Origin of the sequence: Furfurilactobacillus rossiae, from assembly GCF_013394005.1 — a bacterium.
Lineage (GTDB): Bacteria > Bacillota > Bacilli > Lactobacillales > Lactobacillaceae > Furfurilactobacillus > Furfurilactobacillus rossiae.
This window is the reverse complement of record NZ_CP040586.1, coordinates 1,317,971-1,336,767: the sequence shown is the minus strand read 5'-3', so window position 1 is coordinate 1,336,767 and position 18,797 is coordinate 1,317,971. Positions and strand designations below refer to the sequence as shown.

Sequence of the window (18,797 nt, the reverse complement as noted above, 5' to 3'; positions counted from 1 at the left end):
GAACCCTTTGTATTTATCAATAGTACCATTAATTGTTAACAACTAAAAAAGGCGCTCACTCCACATCGGAATGAGCGCCTTAATATCAGCAAAACCATATTCAATTAGTAGTAGATAACTTGACCAATTCGCAACGTTGAGAACCGGTTAGCGTTATTCATTGCTAACAAACTTGTCCAACTAACACCAAACTGCTGAGCAACGGACCAGTAAGAATCGCCGGCCGTTGCGTATGCAACTCGACGTGAGCTAGTAGCCTGTGCGGTACCAGTCACACGTAACTGCTGACCAACCCAAATTAGGTTAGCGTTAGCGATACCATTCAACTGCTGCAAGTAGCTAGTTGAGACACCATAACGTGCGGCAATCGCACCCAGCGTGTCGCCAGAACGAACTGTGTACGTTGAAGTAGTTGCCACAGATTGATGTGGTGTTGCAATTGGCGTGTCAGTGTTCAGAATCTCGACATTTGAGCGATTGATCCAACTCATAATACCAGACAATAATACCTTGTTGCCACTCGTCTGTAAGACCGTGTAACTCTTACCCTTAACCCAGCTTGGAATGGCTTCACCAGTGGACCAGTAACGCGCACCAAAGTTAACTTTAACCGTATAATTTGCGGTGATGTCCTTCTTCGGTGTGTTGTCGGCTTGTTTACCAACAGCAACCGCTGGCGTAGTGGTCTTAGGATTGTCATGTTTGGTGTATCCGTTGTCAGTGATGCCGGTTAAATCATAATCACCGTCTAAACCGCCAATAATATACGTACTAGTAAACTGTAACAATCCAATATTTTCCCAACTCGGGAAAAAGTTAAAGTTCGGATAAGGCGTTACAGAGTAGTCTGGGTACTCACCTAGCCAAAGCACATACTTGCTTGCTAAATAATGCAAGTCAACAGCGTTTTGCAAGTAACTCTTGTATCCATATAACAGTGGTGTGTAACCTGCTTCTTTAATTCGTGCTAAAGCATGATCAATTACAGCCGTATTCTGTGCACCAGACTCGACATCAAGCGCAACAATGGAACCCTTCGGCGTCTGTACTTTTGGCAAGAAGTAATTCAGTACGTTGTCTGCAGTCCCTTGGTCAGTGACATTCTGCCACCAGATGTAAGTGTGCATCCTTAGCCCTTGAGCGATACCGGAACTGACCTGTGTGTTGTACGTGGATTGGTCGTAGATGTAACCAGCGTAACCACCAATCTGACTGATTGAGAACTTGTCAGACGCGTAACCCTTAACAGCAGTTGGACCTTGATAGCGACTCAAGTCGGTGCCCTGATCACCCTTGGCCGCTTGGACAGTAACAGCCGCAGGTTCAGCAATTGTCTGAACTGTATTACTACCTATCGAGGCAAAAGAAAAGGCGATCGCAATGATCGCCAGAAACTTGACTACTTTATTTTTGAACATTGTTACCTCCTTGTTTATCAGTGGAAGTTGTCAGAATTCCCAGTGTGGTAAACAATGACACAACCGCTGTAATTGCCCCATAAATGGTCGTCGCGTCTGTCTGCTTAACGACAACACCGAGACTGGTTAAGATGCCAATGCCACCTGTCGCAATGGCCGTTAACAGCGTTCCCCATGCGGTCGCTGACTTGTAGTTGAAGTTCGGTCTTACTTTCATTCTGGGTGTTCCTCCTTATAGTGTTCAAGCTCTCTTTCTAAATCGTCATACTTTCGTTGTAGGGATTCGAATTGGCGTTTCTGTTCGTTGTAATTCTTGTCGCGTTCCTCAATAGCTGCATTAAGAATCTTAATTGAATTAAGATCATTCTCACCTTTACTTCTACCACGTGAATTGAGCCAGCTAACGGTCGACGCTAACAGGCCACCGATGAATGGAAGTAGACCACTTTTATTCACGAAGTCTAAAAATTTACTCCAATCAATCATTAAAATCACCAAACTTCGTGATTCCCCATGAACACCACAAACCAACCAGTGCAAACGCCCAGGTTGAATTAGGGAAGCCATCGGCAATCCGCATCAGAAAGACAAAACTGTACACTCCAAATAAAAAAGCACTGAAAATGATTATCCAGCGCTTTAAATTAACAATGTCATTCATAATGGCCACCCATAAGGCAACCGCAACCATCAGTAAAACCCATCCAAACCAACTGTCGTCAATCCAACCGACCATAACGCCAAAACGTTCTTGTGCCTTCATATAATCTGGATTACTGATAATGTACAATCCTTCAATGATGTACCACATACCAATACCGGTGGCACCCCAGTTTGATTGAAAGAATTCTCGAACATAGTACAGTAATCGCTGAATATGTCGTTTCATGTTTCACCTTCTTTCTTATGCGAACAATCATCTACAGACAAAATCAATCAGCAATTGCCATGCGATTGAAAAAATAAATATGCTAATGACACTCGTAATTAAGTATTTTTTGTTTGCTTTACCACCTGACAAAATCACATTGCCACAACTTGATAATGTAGAAATTACGGTAATGCCAAGCGCTATTAGTATGATTGTCATTTACTTCACCCCTAGTGTGGCAACAGCGTTACACCCGACATCAGACAGTAGGTGCAACGTAATCCGTCCCAGTGATTTTCTTGAATTGATCTGCGGAAATTTGGTTCCAACCGACATACAAGGCAATCGTATTGTTGTTCATGCCCCAACTTTTAAAAATCTTCAATTGTTCAAACATGCTAAACATTCGCTTTGCCTCCTTGAGTAGCAGTCAGTTTCGCAATTTGTTGTGACTGTCCCATGATTAACTGTTGTAATTGCGCAATGGTCTGCGATTGTTGCATCAGAATTTGATGTTCTAGGTTCATGTCATTAGGTAATAATTGTGGCACCCACACTTGCTGTGCCTCATCAAAAACATTTACATAACCAATCGGGGGATTGACATAGGAAACATTCGTCCAACCAAAAACGTCATTGTCCTTTGGCTGCTGGCCTACCTCAAATCCGGCAGACACCATCGTCGGATAATGATTACTTTTTAAATACTGCCAATATTGCGATATAGCCATTATTTACCTCCCGTATAGATTGCATGAAGTTCAAGCGATAACGGGATGGCCGCATTCTTAGGAATCATTTGCTCACGTGAGTGAACACTGATCTTGTTTTGGTAGTAAGCCATCCAACCACTTTGACCGAAGCCACTTAAGAAGTTGTTCCCTGTGCCTAACTCCCATGCATCCTGAATAATAAATGGGAAGCTTGAATCTAAACTGAATAAATCCACGTAAGTGTATGGTTGGATGTCAGCATTGTAACTGGCGTTACCTTCGAGTTTGAGTAGCCCTTCTTGTGTTTCTGGGTTAATCATCGCGAACCAATAACCAAACGTATAGGTAGCTTGGGTCCATCCGTTCAATAGTGTGCCTGGCAGATTTTGAAAACCGGATTTGCCAAGCGGATTAAAGTCCTTGGGATATAAAGGTCGCGTGCCATCTGCAAGTGTTATTGTGTCTGCCGTTAATCCACCAGACACATTCACACCCTTCCCAAAAGTTTGTTTGCCAGCGAAAATGTTGTCCTCTTTCAGCTTGGCAAAATCACCAGCGGCCACCTTAGCCAGCATGTCGTTCAACTTATCGACGGCAATACCGTAGGCTTGATCAAGCGTCTGCTCTGACAATTTCCAACGGTCTAATGCGTCAGAAATCATTTGCGTAACTTCGTCGAGCTTCTTTTTAATCGGGCTCGCAAAGTCCGCATTTGTCACAGCTGTGATGAACGGATTATTTGCGACTTCCATGCGCAATGGTACAGTGCTAACTAGCGTTGGCGGGTCCATTACGACCAATTGGGCATACAGGTACCCATGAGCTTCAAAAAACTCTTGATCCAAAGGCACCGTCACTAGTCCCTTGCCATCTTTCACAGCATCGTGGGTCCCAACACCGTATTTAAATTTATCGCCACCGATGGCTTCGATAATAACTTGTGTCGTTGGCGTAATCACATGTTTCTTAATGCCATCACGCAATGCAAAAGTCAGTTCTCGGCCATTGTCACCCTGTGTCGCCTTTGTTGGAATCCGATAAACCAATGATGATGACTTGCTCAAATCGACAACGATGTTGTTGCCCATTAAATCAGGATCAGCAAGGTTCCATTCAAATGGTGACGCTAGTTCTTCTGGGGTTAGGCTGTTACCATTTTTTGTTTGTTCGGCCATATTCTTCCTCCTTTTTGGTATCAAAAAAGGACCGTTTTCACAGTCCAATTTCAGTCAATATTTGTAGCAATAAATTAAGTCGTGTCTCAATTTGTGTTAGGCCATCGTTGTATTGAGACAACCACGAACTAGTGAACACTAGCTGATGTGGCATGGCGACACTGATCATGCTTAGCGGTTGTCCATCTAACGTAAAACGATGTTCGTTGAAGTAGCTCGTGATGGCATTCAGTTCCTCAACCGCCTGTCGAAAGCCACTCAACATATCTAATCGAATTTGTCGACCTAGCACCGTCGCATTACTTACTGGAATTGGCGAAACCGCAACTTGCTCAGTACCGTAATCATCAGCCAGAGAATCACTAATGCTTTCAATGCCTTGATTGATTGCACTAAAGGCTTGGTTAATGGCATTCTTCAAATACCAGCCACTGTTTAACCGATACAGATAGATACCTTGTGTCTGATTACCATCAATCAAGAAACCAGCATGACGAATCTGAAACGGTGTGTCATCAATTGAACTGATTGGCTTGTAGTCACTGTATTTAAGAAAATCTGGCGACATAATTAGCTTTGACGATTCACCAGCTCGTCCGTCAGATTGCCAAGCATTTTGAGGTTCATTTGGAGTGTTAAAAGGGTCAAGTAATAATCGTGGACCAAACTCCTTAGAGAGAAACAATTCTGGTCCCTCGAACATCTGGTTACCCTTATCGGCGTTGATGTTATCTGGCTGGGTATGATATGGACCCAAGTAATTATCTGATGTCGCATAGTGCACCGAACTCGTTTGCTTCGTGGCGTTGTCATCGTAGAAAAGATGAAACTGCCCATTGAAGTATGTCAGGTTAGCATCAATCGTACTCAGGTTAACCATATCCCCTAACATCTGTTGTTCAGTACCATCAACTGGTCCAACCTCTGGGTCAAAGTCAGCCGCATACAGATTCATTGACCACTGGTCATGCGAACCTACAGGATTGCCGGCATATAAAACATGGGGTTTGCCTTGCGCATCGACGAAGAACTCTGGAGCCCAACAGGTCGGATGAGCTTTCTGCGACCAAGTCCAGTGCATATCCTCATAGGTAACAAAGTCTGTTGTTTGTAACAGCCCACCCGTGAAGATAATGTAGTACGTGTCACCCAACTTCATCATTGATGGGTCACGTACCTGCATGTCTGGATAAGCAGTAGGCAACTGTCGCCATACGTCTCCATCGTTACTAATCATCACACGTAGCCGGCCACCCCATTCACCCCAAATCGCTTTGCGTTCTTTGTGAGCAGCTAACACATACTTGTAACTCTGTAAAATCTGTAAAGGCGTTTGCGGATCAGATAGAAACTCAGCGATACGTTTACCTAACAATTCGTAGGTCGACTCAGCTGGGTGAATTACACCATCGCCCAACGTTTCTTTATGGTTAGCAGCTGTAATCACAGGATTGAGACGCCAGTCCAATACGTAAATCCCACGTGATACATAAACATTAGTCAGTGCATCAATCAGTTCATTTTCCGTGTACCCAGCAGCTTTCGGGGTGTTCTGATTATCCTGATTGAACCAGACGGGCAATGGCAGCAACCCAAATACTTGAATGGTTGGATTTTGCTTATAGATGGCATCAAGACCGGCATTGAGCTGCGCTTGAATCACGTCCAAGCCAACGTTAATGTCGTCAAAATCATTGATGCCATAAGCAATGGTGCAGCTGTCATACTGTGTTAGGTCAACTGCATTGATGTTAGTCATCAGGTCATTAGCTCGATCACCAACAATGCGACCACCACCGTGACCATGATTGTCCACTTGAATGTCCAATTGCTTAGCAATCCAATGATCCAAGGTATGTTCGACAGTGTAACTGCCAGTCCAGCCTTCGGTGATTGAATCACCGAACATGATTAGTTTTTGAATCTCAATCACCCCTTTCTGAGCGGTAAATGCATATTAATCGTGCGCCAGTCGTTAGCACCGACCGCTGCGGCAAACGTTCTAAATCCTATCTTGATTTGTCCAGTAGAATGCGCCGAGACATACGAACTGAATGGCATGCCTGAATCTGTCAGGCATGCAAAGCCGTCATTACCGTCAAAGTTAGATCCCGCAATATCCATATCAATATAATCGTCAAAGTTTATCACAAATTGACTGTCAGAATAACTCCATGCGCTCTGTGCAGATTCGCAATCAACTACCATGTTTAGGTCAAGAGCACCTTCTGTATCAGAATATTGTGTTACCTCAAGGTTAGCAACATGGACTGTCCATGGAAGCCTTAACATTTGTATCGTTGTTAGAACTTCTAATCCTATTGTTCGATGGATTGGGTACTGGCCCGCTGGAACATCGGCCTTTTTAGCCAGCTTATTATCTACAGCCGTTTTGTCATAATAATTTGATAAATCTGATGATCCATTTAAATCTTCTAGTGCAGGCGTCCAGTCAGCACTTTGAAATACTTCCGAGCACACCATCATGTGTTGACCAACGCCAAAGTTAGCATTAATTTTAACGTAACTCGCCGCTGAGGGTCCATACTTCCAAAACTCAATCATGATTGGTCCAGTCAGTTCTTTTAACTGTGTCCAAATGATGCTTGAAATCATCTTCTTATCAGAGCCAAAGTAAGCAACCGTCACTTGATCATTTGTGTGTCCACCCCAGCCCATAAAAATCAGCTGACTAGCCCGATTCAACGGGATTAAATCACTTGTTTGCGCCTTCTCATTCGCAACCGTTGGTTCACCTGCGGAGTCCATCGAATAACCACTCGTCTGGTTCTTTACAATCCAGTAATTACGTGGCAATCCGTACTGTTCAACTAATGACAGGTCAACCTGTTTCGCTAATGGTGTGATGTCCGGAATATCAGACTTGGCAGCAAAACGAGCGTCCTCATCCTTTTTAGCATAACTGTCACCAACATTAGCCTTATTATTCAGTTGCGCTAACAGCTTAGCCAGCGTCGATGCATCACCAGCAAGAGCAGTCTTCAAACTGTTTAATTCATCTGTTGCATCTTTAAATTCACCAGATTGAAACTTTGCTTCAAGAGCATCGACTGCAGACTTAATTTGAGCTAAAGTGGCATCTTTTGAAAAAACAGTATTGGGATCAAAATTGTTTAATCTTGCCATCGCGTCATCCAGCATTTGCTTAGTCGATAGGTCAGGCTTATCTACAATATCTTTAAAGCTTAACGGCAACAGTTTTAAAACAGCTGTAATGGCTTCCTTCAATGTTGCCGGTTCATACGACAATCTATTCGCCCCCAATCTGCGCAAGGTGGCTTAACGCATCTTGATCAGTAATCATTGGCAAAGCATTGGCGTTAGAAGATGCTAATGCTTTTTTAATATCCTCAATCTCTCTCCCAGAACTATCCCTCGCCGCCTGAAGCCGTGCAGTAATAGCAGCGGGCTCAAGTTTCAAATTGCCAAACGTCACCGTTGAATCATTGTCACTCGACTGCGGATACAAGTCAGAACTAGAAATTCGAATCTTGACATCAACACCACTGCGGCTACGTAAATAGCCGTAATTGCCAACCGTAATGTCATTTTTGCTCCCAGCCACAGACAGATTGGAGAACTGTACTAATGTAGCCGTGAATTCAACAAGCGGAAAATCCTGGACCTTACTGGGTAAAATTCCCTTCAGCACGTTCACATCGGTCACATTATCGTCTTGGTACGGGTCCGCATCGATATATCCGAACTGTGCAGCATTTGGACTAACGTAATCAGCTTGAACGGTCGGATTATTGTTGTCGTCCATCTTACCCTCGCCATGCACCTGTGTAGTGATGGTGGTGTAATCTGCACTGTCTTCCAACGAGTGCAAATCATCCCCATCAACTAGAACAAACGCATCCTGTCGCCCAATCTGTTTAAACAAATCGAGGTGATAGTTATCAAACGTAAACTCCCACTGAAAATTGGTGATCAACGTGTTCAGAAATAAATCCAGCGCATGTCCTGCACCAAAGTTATCGGTGAAATTGAAAGACGGCATGTCACCATGAATCGTGAAACTAAATTTGGTGCCATCGGTAATGAAGTGCATACAAGCATCCAGCGTTTGTGAGCCGGTCAGTGTACCACGTACATAGTGATCGTTTAAATCCTGAATCACAGGCAATGCCGTCAACGTCCGTTCACGATACTGTCCCTGGTCAGCGCCGTCGTTCTCTGACAGACGATACATCTGACCAGTTTCCGGAACCGTAATCACGGCACGTGGTGTCAACATGTCATAACCAATCTTGTTTTCGTCAGTATTCCAAGTCGTGAAATCAAGTTGGCCAACCTGGCACAAAGTATTTTCAATGTGCAATTCTGAAACCAGCAATGGCTCCGAATTACCCAGAATATCTGTAACTGTAACCACGTGATTCCTCCTTACATATAGAAACGTGTTTCAAACGAAATTGTGAAATTGCTGGCACCACTAACCGTAATCTGGTTATCACCTGGCATGAAATCCAAAAAGGCATGATTGCCGCTACTATAAATGGATTGTCCATTCAGAAGCGGCTTCATGCCATAAATTTCTAACTTGTCAGTGCTCGACATTCCGTGGTTAATCGTCAAAGTTTGCTGAGTCCGTGCATTACTAATGCTCAAGGAACTTCTGACATCCCCACTAAAGTGAATCAACACAGGATGTTCGCCATTACGCAGCGGAATTGTCCCACCGTTGATCACATTAAAACTGGTTTGATTAGTAAAAGTATACGTCGGCGGATTATCCGTACTAACCTCTGATCCAAAATAATCAGTAAATGGAAACTGACTGCTCAATGTTGTTTCAGTGGTCTCGGAAACTCCATCTGGACAATCCAGGTTAATCGTCACGGGCTGAGAAAGCCACGAGTTAGACAACCGTAGAAAGTCGTGTTGCTCCGGAACTACCTTCCACCGCATGAACGGTGTACGTGAACTGATAATGTAAAACGGTTCATAGCCGGCAAACACTCGCAGCACCTTCATCCGCAGCAATTCGTAATCATAAACATCGTGGCCACGAACCTGAACCACTAACGGAATGGTCGTTTGCTGCATCTGTCGATCGGTTAACACAGCATGATACTGACTCATCTGTGTAAACGTATTCTGCCAGTTGGCGCCTGGTGGGTCGAATGAGATCACACGAATACCAATCGCATTTAAATCATAGGTTGTACCATCTAAACGTTGAATAATAATCGCGTCCTGGTTCATTAATGAAGCCCCTCTCGTTTTGCAGAAATCGTAATATCCTTTTGTTGAAAGACCTTCTCGGCCGAATGAGTAATTGAAGCAATCGTCTTACCATCGGCCACCCAATTCAGCGTGACATTGCCATCAATACTTGGTTGTGTTGGTCCACCGGCCATAGCAACTTGTGAGGCATGACCAGTAGACAACGTGCCTTGCATTCGTGACAGACCAGCTTGTGCAGCTTTCATTGCACGATAAGACTTGGCCACAACGCCATCCGGTGCTTTAGCAATCCGTGCACGAGCAGCCTGCATAATCAGTTTATCAGCAGAAGGCCGTGCTGGGTTGATGGCCACTTCAGGCTCACCGGGAGTCTCACCAAAGATTGACGCGACTTTCGCCCAGCCACCGTTAGCGTAACCATGCCCTTGGCCAAGGAATGACAAACTATCACCATACTTTTTGCGTGCGTAATCCAAACCGGCAAGAATATCATCGAAACCATTCCAGATGTTCTTGTGACCAGGAAACGCATGTGCTAAGAATGTGGCCATCTTTGTTTGCATCAAACCAAGCGCTGGCCCTGATCCGTCACCATCAGGATCCGCGCCATGTTGTTTGGCATGTTCATTCCCGCCAGATTCAGTCTGAATTTGCTTCAACACACGGTTAACAAGGCTGGTAGACAAGTGCAACATCTCAAGTGCTCGCTTAACTTGGTCCCGCCAGCGCTCAACACCAGAACCACCAGGTGCAGGCATGTCTGAAGTTTCGGCCATCTTCTTAAACGGTGCCTGAATCGCCTTCAAGAAACCATTACTCAAAGCTGGTCCAAAGTCAGTAACAAAATCGTTACCACTAAACTTGGCCGTCTTGAAAAAGGCTTCTTTCATGTATTTCAACGGATCCTTAATCACATCATCCATGTGGTCCATGATGTCCGACATGAAGTCACCTTTACCATCCTTATGGTGTGGCAAGCCGGCCGTTAAACTAGCGAACTGAACTGACAATGCGTGTGGCAAAATTGACGTGCCTTCAGGTAAGTAACGCATTTCCTCACCATGCAAACCAACAGGATAAATACCATGATCGTTGTCATGTGCTAATTCAAATCCTTCTTCACCAACAACAGCCAGTCCACCTTGATCACGTCCAGACGTGCCAGTAGCAAACTTTGGCATCGATAATTTCTTATCGCCACCAAATTCTGCGATGACACCATTCAAGCTCTTAACACCGGATGAAATTGAATCCATCACTTTCGACATCGAACTGTGAGCGGCCTTGGGCAACTTATTAAACGCACTCGTAAACGTATCAACAACATAGTTGAGCCATCCCCGCCAAGATTTGTTGAAACTTGATTCAAACTTCTCTTGAATGCTGCGCATCGTGCTTGAATGGGACCGAAACGCTTTGTCCTGCTTACCATTAGAGTTATCAAGCATGTCATAGGCATCGTTCCACAAACTACGCCAATCACGCTTAAATGTCCGTGAGAACGAACGCAAGTCACTGTTAATTGATTTAGTCATCGAATGGAACACCTTAACAAAACCAGTGTTTCCCATGGCTTTATTAGCAATCGTCACTTCGTTCGACAGTTGATGACCAAACTTAGCATGGCTGGCTGTTCGATCGAAGTTCTTCATGTCTTTGTTCAGTTTACTGAAGGGATTAACCTTACCCATTTTCTTCATTTCTGAATCCAACTTGCTCATTGCATTCTTAACTGAAGTAATCGGTTTAGCTAAGTTCTTCCAATTTTTAGTATCCTTTGTCAGTGACTTATTGATGCGAGCCAGTATCTTTGAAGGATCGTTCTTGGTTAACTCACTTTTGAGTTTCTTCAGTTCGGTTCCAATTTTGGACTTCTTCAAAGTTTTCTCGAGCGAACTTAGATCCTTACTAAAGGATTTAAACGAGTCTTTCTTGCCCATTGATTTCTGAAATGAACTTAGACCCTTAAAGGCATCCCCGACTTTCTTAATTGGGGATGCTAATTTTTTCCAATCATTAATTGAACTCTTTAAACGCTTATTCATAGAATTCAATTCTTTGGTTGGATCATTCTTTTTCGTAATTGCTTTGAGACTGGACAAAGCACTATCATATTTTTTGATCGCGGCGGTCATCAACTTTACGTTAGCGATGTCTGTCTTCGAAACATGAGTTGTTGCAACCTCTTTTATTGCTTCTTTGGTGGTCGTTTTCTTGGTCCGTGATGATGGTTTTGAATGATCTAAAACCTGCTCATCAGTCCACCATTTTCCCATGGAACCGTGGTTCGATAGTTTTTGCCACCATTCCGGAACCTTTACACCCTTAATTCCATTATCTCTTCGTCCTTTTGCCTCGGATCCACCCTTCAATTCTTTGAGCTTTTTGTTTAACTCATCCTGCGATGGCATCAAGTTAATAAGCGCTGCCGCAATACCAGCCGCCTTCAGTCCAGTAATGATTGACCGACCCATTCGTTTTCCAAGTGAATGTCCAGATGATGAAACCGAAGACATATTAGATTCTGACAGCAAAGCCTTTGAATCTACCTCTGGCTCAACTGATACTTTTGCTTTCTTGGAAAACTTTCCACTAATGGACTGTAAAATACCAGATTCACCAGAATAGTTGCCTCTGAATACAGAAAATATCGTTTTCAACGTCCCAGCAGGCACGCTGACAATCTTCCAAAGACTTGAAGAGATATCCCACAACTTCGAGGCAAAACCGGCAACTTTTGAGACAACAAAATAGGTACCAATGGCTTTACCAATTTCCTCGATTTCTTTGTGATGACTGGCAATCGATTGAATTGCACCAGCCACACTATCCATGGCACCACCGCTATCGGCGGCATGTCCGGTCATCTTATTGAACGCACCGGCAATCGTTTGAATCGTACCTTTGAAACCGCTCCAGAATCCCTTAGCAAGGTCTTTAGTAATTGAACCAATGCCTTTGGCGGTTTCTTTAATGTCATCCGCGTGTTTGGCAATCCAGTCCAACGTACCGACAATACCATCACCTAACTTTTGCACGGCACCATCGAAAAACTTATCAACGCCACCGGCACCCAACTGTTTGTTAAAGGCATCGGTAACGCCCTGCATCCCCCTGGTGACACGAGTACCCAGTGACTTAAATTCAGTCACAGTTTTAGGATCGCTAGTCCATTCAGAAATTTTACCAACAATAGGATTACGGGCCTTCATGATCGGCTCTAACATGTCGTTCAATAGGTTCGGAATCTGAGTCTTCATCTTCCGTGCCATACCAGGTAACGTCTGCATCAGGTTATCCGCAGAAGCCTGGTACTTATCACCCAGTGAATTGAATACTGTGGCAGCGTCTTGAGCAGAAATCTTACCGGCCGACATTTGGTTACGTAACTCACCCATAGTCAGCTTGGAATTTTTCTGAACAGACTGTTCATACTTCAGCAAAGCTTCACCATACATTGGAAAGGCATCAGTAATTTGATTAAAATCACCGACCTGCATCATCCCTGAAGACATGGTATGAGTAAAGTCCATGCCGACTTGTTTCAAGCGATCGCCAGAAAGACCGATAGCATCACCCATAATCAGAAACGACTTAGTCAATCGTTCAGTGTCTGGCTTGTTATCGTAGACGTGATAGAACTGTTGAGCCAGTTCATCGGTCACGTCCACGTCTTGGCCAAGCGCGGTCGACATATCGTTGACCATGCCGACCATGGCTTTTCCGTCTGATACTGAACCGGTCAGCGTCTTCCATGTCGCATTCATGACTTGCTGCTTATCGTTATACGCAATAACAGCGCCAAGCGCGCCCTTGACACTACTCGTAACCATGCCCCAAGCATTAGCAGCTGCGTTACCAATGAATGAACCAAGAGCAATGTCCTTCAAATGATTTTTGCTCTCATTGATGGACGCTAATTGCTTCTTAATCCCATTCAGATGGCTCTGAATACCTGAATCGTTTAGTTCAATCTTGGGCTTGATTGTTTTCTGAAGGGACCGTTTTTCCTGTCTAACCTGGCTGGCCTTGGCAAGAAAGTCACTAATGTTGGACTTCAGATGGAACATCACAGACCCGTCGAGCTTCCTTTTACGACGTTCGACTCGTGACATAGACGTGTCAAACTCACTAATGTCGGCTTTAACCTTCTGGCTAACTGGTTGGTTAAGTCTAGTTTTGACCTTGTTGTGAGCCTGTTCAGCTTGACCAACCATCTTGTCAGCATTTGCATTAAATGCCGAATCCATCTTGTCACCGGCATCACTACCACCGTTTTTAACTAGGTTCATGATGTGCTGCCAATCTGGTGTGAACTTATCATTCAACAAAACGTCAATATCGACTGTACCATCTGCTGCCATTTAGTTACCTCCCTTCTGCTTTAGCCTTAAGTGCCGCAAACATATCCCCGAATGCAGCGTTCAAATTGTCGACACTCGCTCCTTCAAGACGGTAATAGTCCTGCGCTTCAACCAGATCAGCGAGCTCTTTGCCTTCTAATCCAGTCAGGTCACGCTGCCGAATATCAATAATCCGCATCAACGGGGACTTCGGTGACAAGTTGTTAAACAATGCATGGAATTTTTCCCAACGCATGTGACCAACTTGATCAACCAGGTCAATCTGGTAGTCATACATAAACGATGCGTAAATTGCTTCGGCATCTTTGTCGTAACTAAACCACTTTTCTGGTCGTGTTCCTTGCGCATCCCCACCATCTTGATCAGACGTATAGGCATCTTCAGCAATGTAATCCGACAAGTCGGCCATGGTCTGTGCCGCAATATTTATGTATGACGGATCCTCGTCAAAATCATGCTTTGCTTCAGGATCAACGAATAAGTACCAACCTGCTTCTACTTTGGCCACATCATCCATGTCGTCACGTTCCAACATGTCGTACCATCGCAGCACACGGTCAAAGGTTAAATGCAATGGCAGTTCGCCGATGGTTGTTTTAACGGTTTCTTTTCCACTAAGCCCGTTCGAAAGAGTTAGCATGATTATTCACGTCAGCATATTGTTTGGCTTTAGCGTCCTTAATGTTGATCTTGTTCAAGTAGCTATAAACTTTGCCAAATACTTCAACCAAAGCACGACTAGAGTTGTGGTAATGCGCATAAATTTCTTTACCCGCGCCAGAACCAAATGCTTGATCAAAGAAATCAATCAGAACGCGGCGAACTTCGCCATAACGGGCGTTTACATACTTCAGTTGGTCATCGACCGTCATCGCGTCCAACTCGTCGTTGTCATCCTTATCAACCTTTTGAATGATTTTGCCGACTTTTAGTTGGGTTCGTTCTAATTGACTAGCCATTGAATCGTCAAAGGTCACATCACGAAGCTTGTTAGCGATTCTAAAGCTGAAGACCAGTGCTAGTTGGTCATCAATATTTACATTAATTGGCATGATTTAATCTCCTATTCATTCAGCCGCCCCGATACTCGGTATTGTGCATTTCCATGGCGACTTCGGTTCAATTATTGTTTGGGTGCAGCGTTGTTGTCGCCAAGGCCAGCGCCTTCGCTACCAGACTTAGTACCGTTCAACCCGTTACCATCGTCATTGTTTTGACCACCAGTACCCAGTACAGGCTTGCCGTTCATGCTTAACGTAAAGCTGAACGTCTGGCGCGCATTGGCATTACCACCAAATGGCACAATTGTTGTCATGGTCGCATTACACAAAGCTGTATTGCCATTTTGATCAGTTACCCGAACTAAAGTACGTAATTCATCACCCATTGACCAGAATTTACTTGCAACAAAATCCTGCGCAGGGTCACCGACTACTCGCTGCCCTGTGAAAGCATACGTAATTCGCTTACCGGTACCATCCGTTTCCGAAAATCCTTCGTCTTCCCAAAAGGACTGCGTGTCATCCGTTTCGTTAGCCGCAGGTGTCACACTAATGATTCCTTGAGAGAGTTTCGCAAACTTTGCGTTGGCTGCGTCGGTTAATGGGTCTTGACCGCCTGCAGTATCAATTTCAAATTTATTGACCCAGTTTTCTGGGCGTTTTAATGGTTGCGCCATTGTTTAATTACTTCCTTTCAATTTGCGTTTGAATTTCAATTTGAAAGTCCAAAATAAATAGGGCATAACCCTCTTCATCCATTTGTTGTGGAAAAGGCTGCCCTGTTACTTGAACTGAATTGAATAAGTAACTGTTATCTGCACTGGGAATCGAGTCCATCCCCAGATCATCTAGGAATTGCCCAATGTTGTACAACGTCTCTTGGGCGCTGTCATAGTCCTGTGTGCGAATAGCAATTTCATAATTGATTTGTTTTGTGATATTGCCGGCCATGTCTTCACTAAGAATCCGGCCACCCGGCATAGTGTACATATGCAAATTGGCATCTGGAATCAAGTACCCAGTGTACAGTTTCATTGGCAACGTTATGTTATCTTGAAAAGCCTTTTGTAGCTGCATTTCAAGATCCATATTTGGTCAGCCCCCTTTGTACGACCAGCAGCCATTGAGACATGAACAGACTTTTGCCACGTAAATCCCAACGTTTGCCAGTACCTGGTGTTGTGTAGTGAACGATAGGGTATTTACCACCATTCATGCCATAGAATTGATCACTTGCATAAGGAACTGTGTAGATCAGCTTGCTACCATCAATTGACGCAATGGCATCGTTACGCAGATTGCTTTCACGCTTAGGTACAAACTGTTCCATGTCTGTAAGCATCTGTCCGGCCAATGCTTGGCGGGTTCTCGTCAATGCTGCAGGTGAAACTGGTTGACCAGTGTGCATCGTGAAATGAATGTTAACTGGCATTACAGCACCTCCAGTTCATAGCCCCATAGTTGATCCAAATTAGGCTGTTTCAGCTCCGTGATGTTGGTCACCGTGTACTCGGTGCCTTCATACGTCACTTTGCTCTGCAAGCTATTTTTGACGTCAATATCAGGCATTGGATCTGTTATGCCGACATAAAAAATCAGCAAACCGTTTGCGACGATTTGCCGATTATTGTTAGTACCGGAATAAACTGTGCCTAGCTGCATCACACAGTGGTTGATAGTGATTGGATCATGTTGAATTGGTGTTCCATGACGTGGATCAACATCTTTTTGATTGACCAATTTAAAAATGACCCGCTGATTAGCAAGCCATTTCGGAATTCTTGGGATCATGTATGATCCACCCCCGTGTACAACAACCCAACGGAACTCAATAAGTCGCTTACGCTCGTCAATACACCAGTAATACCTTCTGTTACTTCAGAGCCTGCACCACCGTTGAACTGCATCTGAGTATGACCAATCTCAAACTGTTTCATATCACCAGTAGCAGCCGCAAATCCATTGGTTACGCCAGACTGCTGAACAAACTCAGTTTGCATGGCCACCGCTTGCATGAAGACTTTAGCACGGTGAACACGATAGGGAATACTTGATCCCGCCTCTTCAGTTAAGTCATGCAGGCCATACCAAGGATCATAGAAGTGCGTTAAGTCATTAATTGACCGTTCAGCAGCCTTTTCAGCTGTTACAAACGCGTTCGCATCGCCTTGGTCATAGCCCATTTTGCTGTATTCATCTTGCGTTAGATACCCCATCGTTCACCTTCTAATCTTCGTTTTCTGCCGACTGCTCAGTTTCTGCAACCCCATCGTCAGACTGTTCGTCCTCAATCGTCTTTAACAGCGGATGAAGAAAGTTTGGATGATCATTAATGTCAGTGGACAATAAGCTCGCAATCCGTTCTTTCTTCTTATTGGCCGGATAAGGATCACCAGGTTGGTAAACCTTACCCGTCTCAGAATCCGTAAATGGTTGTAAGACTTGATACGCCATTAGATTCGACCTCCTTAAGCCTGTGCTGGTTGCCCGTTGACCTTAATAACGGCCTTCTTGTTAGCTGGCAAAATGAATTCACCAGCCTTGCCGGCACCTTGCAATGCAACCCCGTCAAAGTCTTCAGAGTTGATAGTACGAGCCGTGTTGATCCCCGTAAACTGACGACCAACGTTAGCAATCGACGTGTAAGCAACTTCACCGGTTTGGAACTTAGATTCAGGTACTTCACGAATACTGAAGCCTTTGAAATTCAGGATGTTGTTGCTATCAATGTTAGCAGCTGAAGACTTAGCGGTAACTGTTAACGGGTGATCAACCAAAGCGTTGTACAGTTCTGGATTTACCCAGGCAATCTTTTGACCAACAGCTTCCATTTCCACGTATTCGTTGGCCAACTTGTTGAACAGCGCTAAGACCTTGTCGGCTGAAAAGTCAGCCAACGTTTCAGCATGATCAGCGTTCTTAGAAATGAACAGCCCACCTTGCTTATCGAACAGTAATACCTTAGCTTGCGCCTGTAAATCCAGACGGTCGGCAACGGCACCGTCAAAATCAGCGTTGACTGTTTGATGGTCAATACCTTCGTGGAATACCCAGTCCCATGAGTAGTTCACATCGGAATCCCCATAGATAACTTCGGTACGTTCACCGAACCGGCTGGAGTTACCAGTACCGGTCCCAAACGCAACATTTTTATCCTTCTTGTATGCTGACTTGTCGTCTGCGGTAACGTCACCAGTCGCAATTACAACGGGGATGTCACTCGTCTTCAGTGAGAATGCGCGTTTGGTATTGGTAACACCATCGAGTGCTTCCAATCCGCCGCCAAAGAACTCACCAAAGTAAGCCTGCTTCTTAAATACCGCTTGCAATAGTCCCTTAAATTGAGACTGGTACGTGCGAACACCTAAATCGTTATTTTCTCCTGCCATCTTCTGTGGCCTCCTTATTCATACTTTGCCATCTTGGCTTCAAATGGATCCGTTGGCTGATTTGAACCGCTTGGATTACCGCCAGTCACGATTTGAACGCGACTGCCAGTGTTCTCCGGTTCTTTTGTCTCAGGTTTATCCGGTGTGAAGAGGTAATCGTGATCACCCTTCAGCGTTTTAACCTGCTCCTCTAGACCGGTCAGCTTGCCATCATCCAACTTGATAACCTCATCGTCCAGAAACGGCAAAATAGTCTTCGCATCTCGAGCGCCGGCATCACGTAATGCCAAACCAACAGCATTAGCCTTCTGTGATTTTGCCAGTTTTGCTTCGCCGTCAGCTTTAGTCTGTTTTACCTGCTCCTGTAACGACTTGATTTGGTTCTGTGCATCCTCATTACCCTCAAGGCTCTTCTTCAGTGTTTTAACCTGCGCGCCGTAATCTTCTACTTGACCTTTGAAGTTATCCCGTTCTTGTGTAAGAGACGCAACTTGGGACTTCAATGGATCAAGGTCAGCATTCTGCAGCTTCATAACCCCTTCGACCTGGTCTTCAGATAATTTTAATGCAGTTAACTCTTCACGTTTCATGCGTACTCTCTCCTAACGTTATTTATTACGCGGTAACGACCGCGCGAATAGAGTGCATAACA

Annotated in this window: 22 protein-coding genes; all 22 read right to left on the bottom strand. The window is 44.5% G+C overall.

Annotated features, from left to right (window positions below; all coding sequences use genetic code 11):
• Nucleotides 1-104 precede the first annotated feature (104 nt).
• A complete protein-coding gene (locus LROSL1_RS06375; protein WP_178914092.1) occupies nt 105-1,418 on the bottom strand; it encodes a LysM peptidoglycan-binding domain-containing protein in 1,314 nt (437 codons plus the stop codon).
• Entirely contained in the window at nt 1,405-1,635 is a 231-nt protein-coding gene (locus tag LROSL1_RS06370) for a hypothetical protein (RefSeq protein WP_178914091.1), read from the bottom strand. The genes LROSL1_RS06375 and LROSL1_RS06370 overlap by 14 nt, the downstream gene beginning before the upstream one ends.
• Nucleotides 1,632-1,904, bottom strand: a complete 273-nt coding sequence (locus LROSL1_RS06365) for a hypothetical protein (protein ID WP_178914090.1) — start codon at nt 1,902-1,904, stop codon at nt 1,632-1,634. Before LROSL1_RS06365 ends, LROSL1_RS06370 begins: the two co-directional genes overlap by 4 nt.
• On the bottom strand, nt 1,897-2,307 hold the full coding sequence (locus LROSL1_RS06360; RefSeq protein ID WP_178914089.1) for a hypothetical protein: 411 nt from the start codon (nt 2,305-2,307) through the stop codon (nt 1,897-1,899). Before LROSL1_RS06360 ends, LROSL1_RS06365 begins: the two co-directional genes overlap by 8 nt.
• A 241-nt stretch (nt 2,308-2,548) precedes the next feature.
• Nucleotides 2,549-2,695, bottom strand: a complete 147-nt coding sequence (locus LROSL1_RS06355) for an XkdX family protein (protein WP_225440565.1) — start codon at nt 2,693-2,695, stop codon at nt 2,549-2,551.
• Nucleotides 2,688-3,020 carry a hypothetical protein gene (locus LROSL1_RS06350; RefSeq protein ID WP_178914088.1) on the bottom strand — a complete coding sequence of 111 codons (333 nt, stop codon included), beginning with the start codon at nt 3,018-3,020 and terminating at the stop codon, nt 2,688-2,690. The genes LROSL1_RS06355 and LROSL1_RS06350 overlap by 8 nt, the downstream gene beginning before the upstream one ends.
• Nucleotides 3,020-4,177, bottom strand: a complete 1,158-nt coding sequence (locus LROSL1_RS06345) for a hypothetical protein (RefSeq protein WP_178914087.1) — start codon at nt 4,175-4,177, stop codon at nt 3,020-3,022. The genes LROSL1_RS06350 and LROSL1_RS06345 overlap by 1 nt, the downstream gene beginning before the upstream one ends.
• Before the next feature lie 37 nt (nt 4,178-4,214).
• Nucleotides 4,215-6,110 (bottom strand): GDSL-type esterase/lipase family protein, encoded by a 1,896-nt coding sequence (locus tag LROSL1_RS06340; RefSeq protein WP_178914086.1) that lies wholly within the window; start codon nt 6,108-6,110, stop codon nt 4,215-4,217.
• Nucleotides 6,107-7,447 carry a hypothetical protein gene (locus tag LROSL1_RS06335; protein ID WP_178914085.1) on the bottom strand — a complete coding sequence of 447 codons (1,341 nt, stop codon included), beginning with the start codon at nt 7,445-7,447 and terminating at the stop codon, nt 6,107-6,109. Before LROSL1_RS06335 ends, LROSL1_RS06340 begins: the two co-directional genes overlap by 4 nt.
• 1 nt (nt 7,448) lies before the next feature.
• Nucleotides 7,449-8,576 carry a prophage endopeptidase tail family protein gene (locus tag LROSL1_RS06330; protein ID WP_178914084.1) on the bottom strand — a complete coding sequence of 376 codons (1,128 nt, stop codon included), beginning with the start codon at nt 8,574-8,576 and terminating at the stop codon, nt 7,449-7,451.
• Between the two features lie 11 nt (nt 8,577-8,587).
• Nucleotides 8,588-9,409, bottom strand: a complete 822-nt coding sequence (locus LROSL1_RS06325; protein ID WP_178914083.1) for a phage tail domain-containing protein — start codon at nt 9,407-9,409, stop codon at nt 8,588-8,590.
• Nucleotides 9,409-13,755: a tape measure protein gene (locus tag LROSL1_RS06320; protein WP_178914082.1), complete on the bottom strand. Its 4,347-nt coding sequence runs from the start codon at nt 13,753-13,755 to the stop codon at nt 9,409-9,411. The genes LROSL1_RS06325 and LROSL1_RS06320 overlap by 1 nt, the downstream gene beginning before the upstream one ends.
• Nucleotides 13,756-13,759: 4 nt before the next feature.
• A complete protein-coding gene (locus tag LROSL1_RS06315) occupies nt 13,760-14,395 on the bottom strand; it encodes a Gp15 family bacteriophage protein (protein WP_178914081.1) in 636 nt (211 codons plus the stop codon).
• Complete coding sequence (locus tag LROSL1_RS06310) at nt 14,370-14,807, bottom strand: hypothetical protein (protein ID WP_178914080.1); 438 nt, start codon at nt 14,805-14,807, stop codon at nt 14,370-14,372. The genes LROSL1_RS06315 and LROSL1_RS06310 overlap by 26 nt, the downstream gene beginning before the upstream one ends.
• A gap of 71 nt (nt 14,808-14,878) precedes the next feature.
• Nucleotides 14,879-15,433 (bottom strand): phage tail tube protein, encoded by a 555-nt coding sequence (locus LROSL1_RS06305; protein WP_225440564.1) that lies wholly within the window; start codon nt 15,431-15,433, stop codon nt 14,879-14,881.
• A 7-nt stretch (nt 15,434-15,440) separates the two neighbouring features.
• On the bottom strand, nt 15,441-15,845 hold the full coding sequence (locus tag LROSL1_RS06300; protein ID WP_178914079.1) for a phage tail terminator protein: 405 nt from the start codon (nt 15,843-15,845) through the stop codon (nt 15,441-15,443).
• Nucleotides 15,835-16,188 carry a minor capsid protein gene (locus LROSL1_RS06295; protein ID WP_225440563.1) on the bottom strand — a complete coding sequence of 118 codons (354 nt, stop codon included), beginning with the start codon at nt 16,186-16,188 and terminating at the stop codon, nt 15,835-15,837. Before LROSL1_RS06295 ends, LROSL1_RS06300 begins: the two co-directional genes overlap by 11 nt.
• Complete coding sequence (locus LROSL1_RS06290) at nt 16,188-16,547, bottom strand: putative minor capsid protein (RefSeq protein ID WP_178914078.1); 360 nt, start codon at nt 16,545-16,547, stop codon at nt 16,188-16,190. Before LROSL1_RS06290 ends, LROSL1_RS06295 begins: the two co-directional genes overlap by 1 nt.
• The gene (locus LROSL1_RS06285) at nt 16,544-16,972 is read right to left on the bottom strand and encodes a hypothetical protein (protein ID WP_178914077.1); all 429 of its coding nucleotides are present in this window, start codon (nt 16,970-16,972) and stop codon (nt 16,544-16,546) included. The genes LROSL1_RS06290 and LROSL1_RS06285 overlap by 4 nt, the downstream gene beginning before the upstream one ends.
• Nucleotides 16,973-16,982: 10 nt before the next feature.
• Nucleotides 16,983-17,210, bottom strand: coding sequence for a hypothetical protein (locus LROSL1_RS06280; protein WP_178914076.1), 228 nt, complete (start codon nt 17,208-17,210; stop codon nt 16,983-16,985).
• A gap of 14 nt (nt 17,211-17,224) precedes the next feature.
• Entirely contained in the window at nt 17,225-18,145 is a 921-nt protein-coding gene (locus LROSL1_RS06275) for a phage capsid protein (protein WP_178914075.1), read from the bottom strand.
• A 14-nt stretch (nt 18,146-18,159) separates the two neighbouring features.
• Complete coding sequence (locus LROSL1_RS06270) at nt 18,160-18,735, bottom strand: phage scaffolding protein (RefSeq protein WP_178914074.1); 576 nt, start codon at nt 18,733-18,735, stop codon at nt 18,160-18,162.
• Nucleotides 18,736-18,797: the final 62 nt, after the last annotated feature.

What these genes read in the sequence shown, in the direction of transcription:
- LROSL1_RS06375 (WP_178914092.1), bottom strand. Translation starts at nt 1,418, where the DNA reads ATGTTCAAAAATAAAGTAGTCAAGTTTCTGGCGATCATTGCGATCGCC.
- LROSL1_RS06370 (WP_178914091.1), bottom strand. Translation starts at nt 1,635, where the DNA reads ATGAAAGTAAGACCGAACTTCAACTACAAGTCAGCGACCGCATGGGGA.
- LROSL1_RS06365 (WP_178914090.1), bottom strand. Translation starts at nt 1,904, where the DNA reads ATGATTGATTGGAGTAAATTTTTAGACTTCGTGAATAAAAGTGGTCTA.
- LROSL1_RS06360 (WP_178914089.1), bottom strand. Translation starts at nt 2,307, where the DNA reads ATGAAACGACATATTCAGCGATTACTGTACTATGTTCGAGAATTCTTT.
- LROSL1_RS06355 (WP_225440565.1), bottom strand. Translation starts at nt 2,695, where the DNA reads ATGTTTAGCATGTTTGAACAATTGAAGATTTTTAAAAGTTGGGGCATG.
- LROSL1_RS06350 (WP_178914088.1), bottom strand. Translation starts at nt 3,020, where the DNA reads ATGGCTATATCGCAATATTGGCAGTATTTAAAAAGTAATCATTATCCG.
- LROSL1_RS06345 (WP_178914087.1), bottom strand. Translation starts at nt 4,177, where the DNA reads ATGGCCGAACAAACAAAAAATGGTAACAGCCTAACCCCAGAAGAACTA.
- LROSL1_RS06325 (WP_178914083.1), bottom strand. Translation starts at nt 9,409, where the DNA reads ATGAACCAGGACGCGATTATTATTCAACGTTTAGATGGTACAACCTAT.
- LROSL1_RS06320 (WP_178914082.1), bottom strand. Translation starts at nt 13,755, where the DNA reads ATGGCAGCAGATGGTACAGTCGATATTGACGTTTTGTTGAATGATAAG.
- LROSL1_RS06315 (WP_178914081.1), bottom strand. Translation starts at nt 14,395, where the DNA reads ATGCTAACTCTTTCGAACGGGCTTAGTGGAAAAGAAACCGTTAAAACA.
- LROSL1_RS06310 (WP_178914080.1), bottom strand. Translation starts at nt 14,807, where the DNA reads ATGCCAATTAATGTAAATATTGATGACCAACTAGCACTGGTCTTCAGC.
- LROSL1_RS06305 (WP_225440564.1), bottom strand. Translation starts at nt 15,433, where the DNA reads ATGGCGCAACCATTAAAACGCCCAGAAAACTGGGTCAATAAATTTGAA.
- LROSL1_RS06300 (WP_178914079.1), bottom strand. Translation starts at nt 15,845, where the DNA reads ATGGATCTTGAAATGCAGCTACAAAAGGCTTTTCAAGATAACATAACG.
- LROSL1_RS06295 (WP_225440563.1), bottom strand. Translation starts at nt 16,188, where the DNA reads ATGCCAGTTAACATTCATTTCACGATGCACACTGGTCAACCAGTTTCA.
- LROSL1_RS06290 (WP_178914078.1), bottom strand. Translation starts at nt 16,547, where the DNA reads ATGATCCCAAGAATTCCGAAATGGCTTGCTAATCAGCGGGTCATTTTT.
- LROSL1_RS06285 (WP_178914077.1), bottom strand. Translation starts at nt 16,972, where the DNA reads ATGGGGTATCTAACGCAAGATGAATACAGCAAAATGGGCTATGACCAA.
- LROSL1_RS06280 (WP_178914076.1), bottom strand. Translation starts at nt 17,210, where the DNA reads ATGGCGTATCAAGTCTTACAACCATTTACGGATTCTGAGACGGGTAAG.
- LROSL1_RS06275 (WP_178914075.1), bottom strand. Translation starts at nt 18,145, where the DNA reads ATGGCAGGAGAAAATAACGATTTAGGTGTTCGCACGTACCAGTCTCAA.
- LROSL1_RS06270 (WP_178914074.1), bottom strand. Translation starts at nt 18,735, where the DNA reads ATGAAACGTGAAGAGTTAACTGCATTAAAATTATCTGAAGACCAGGTC.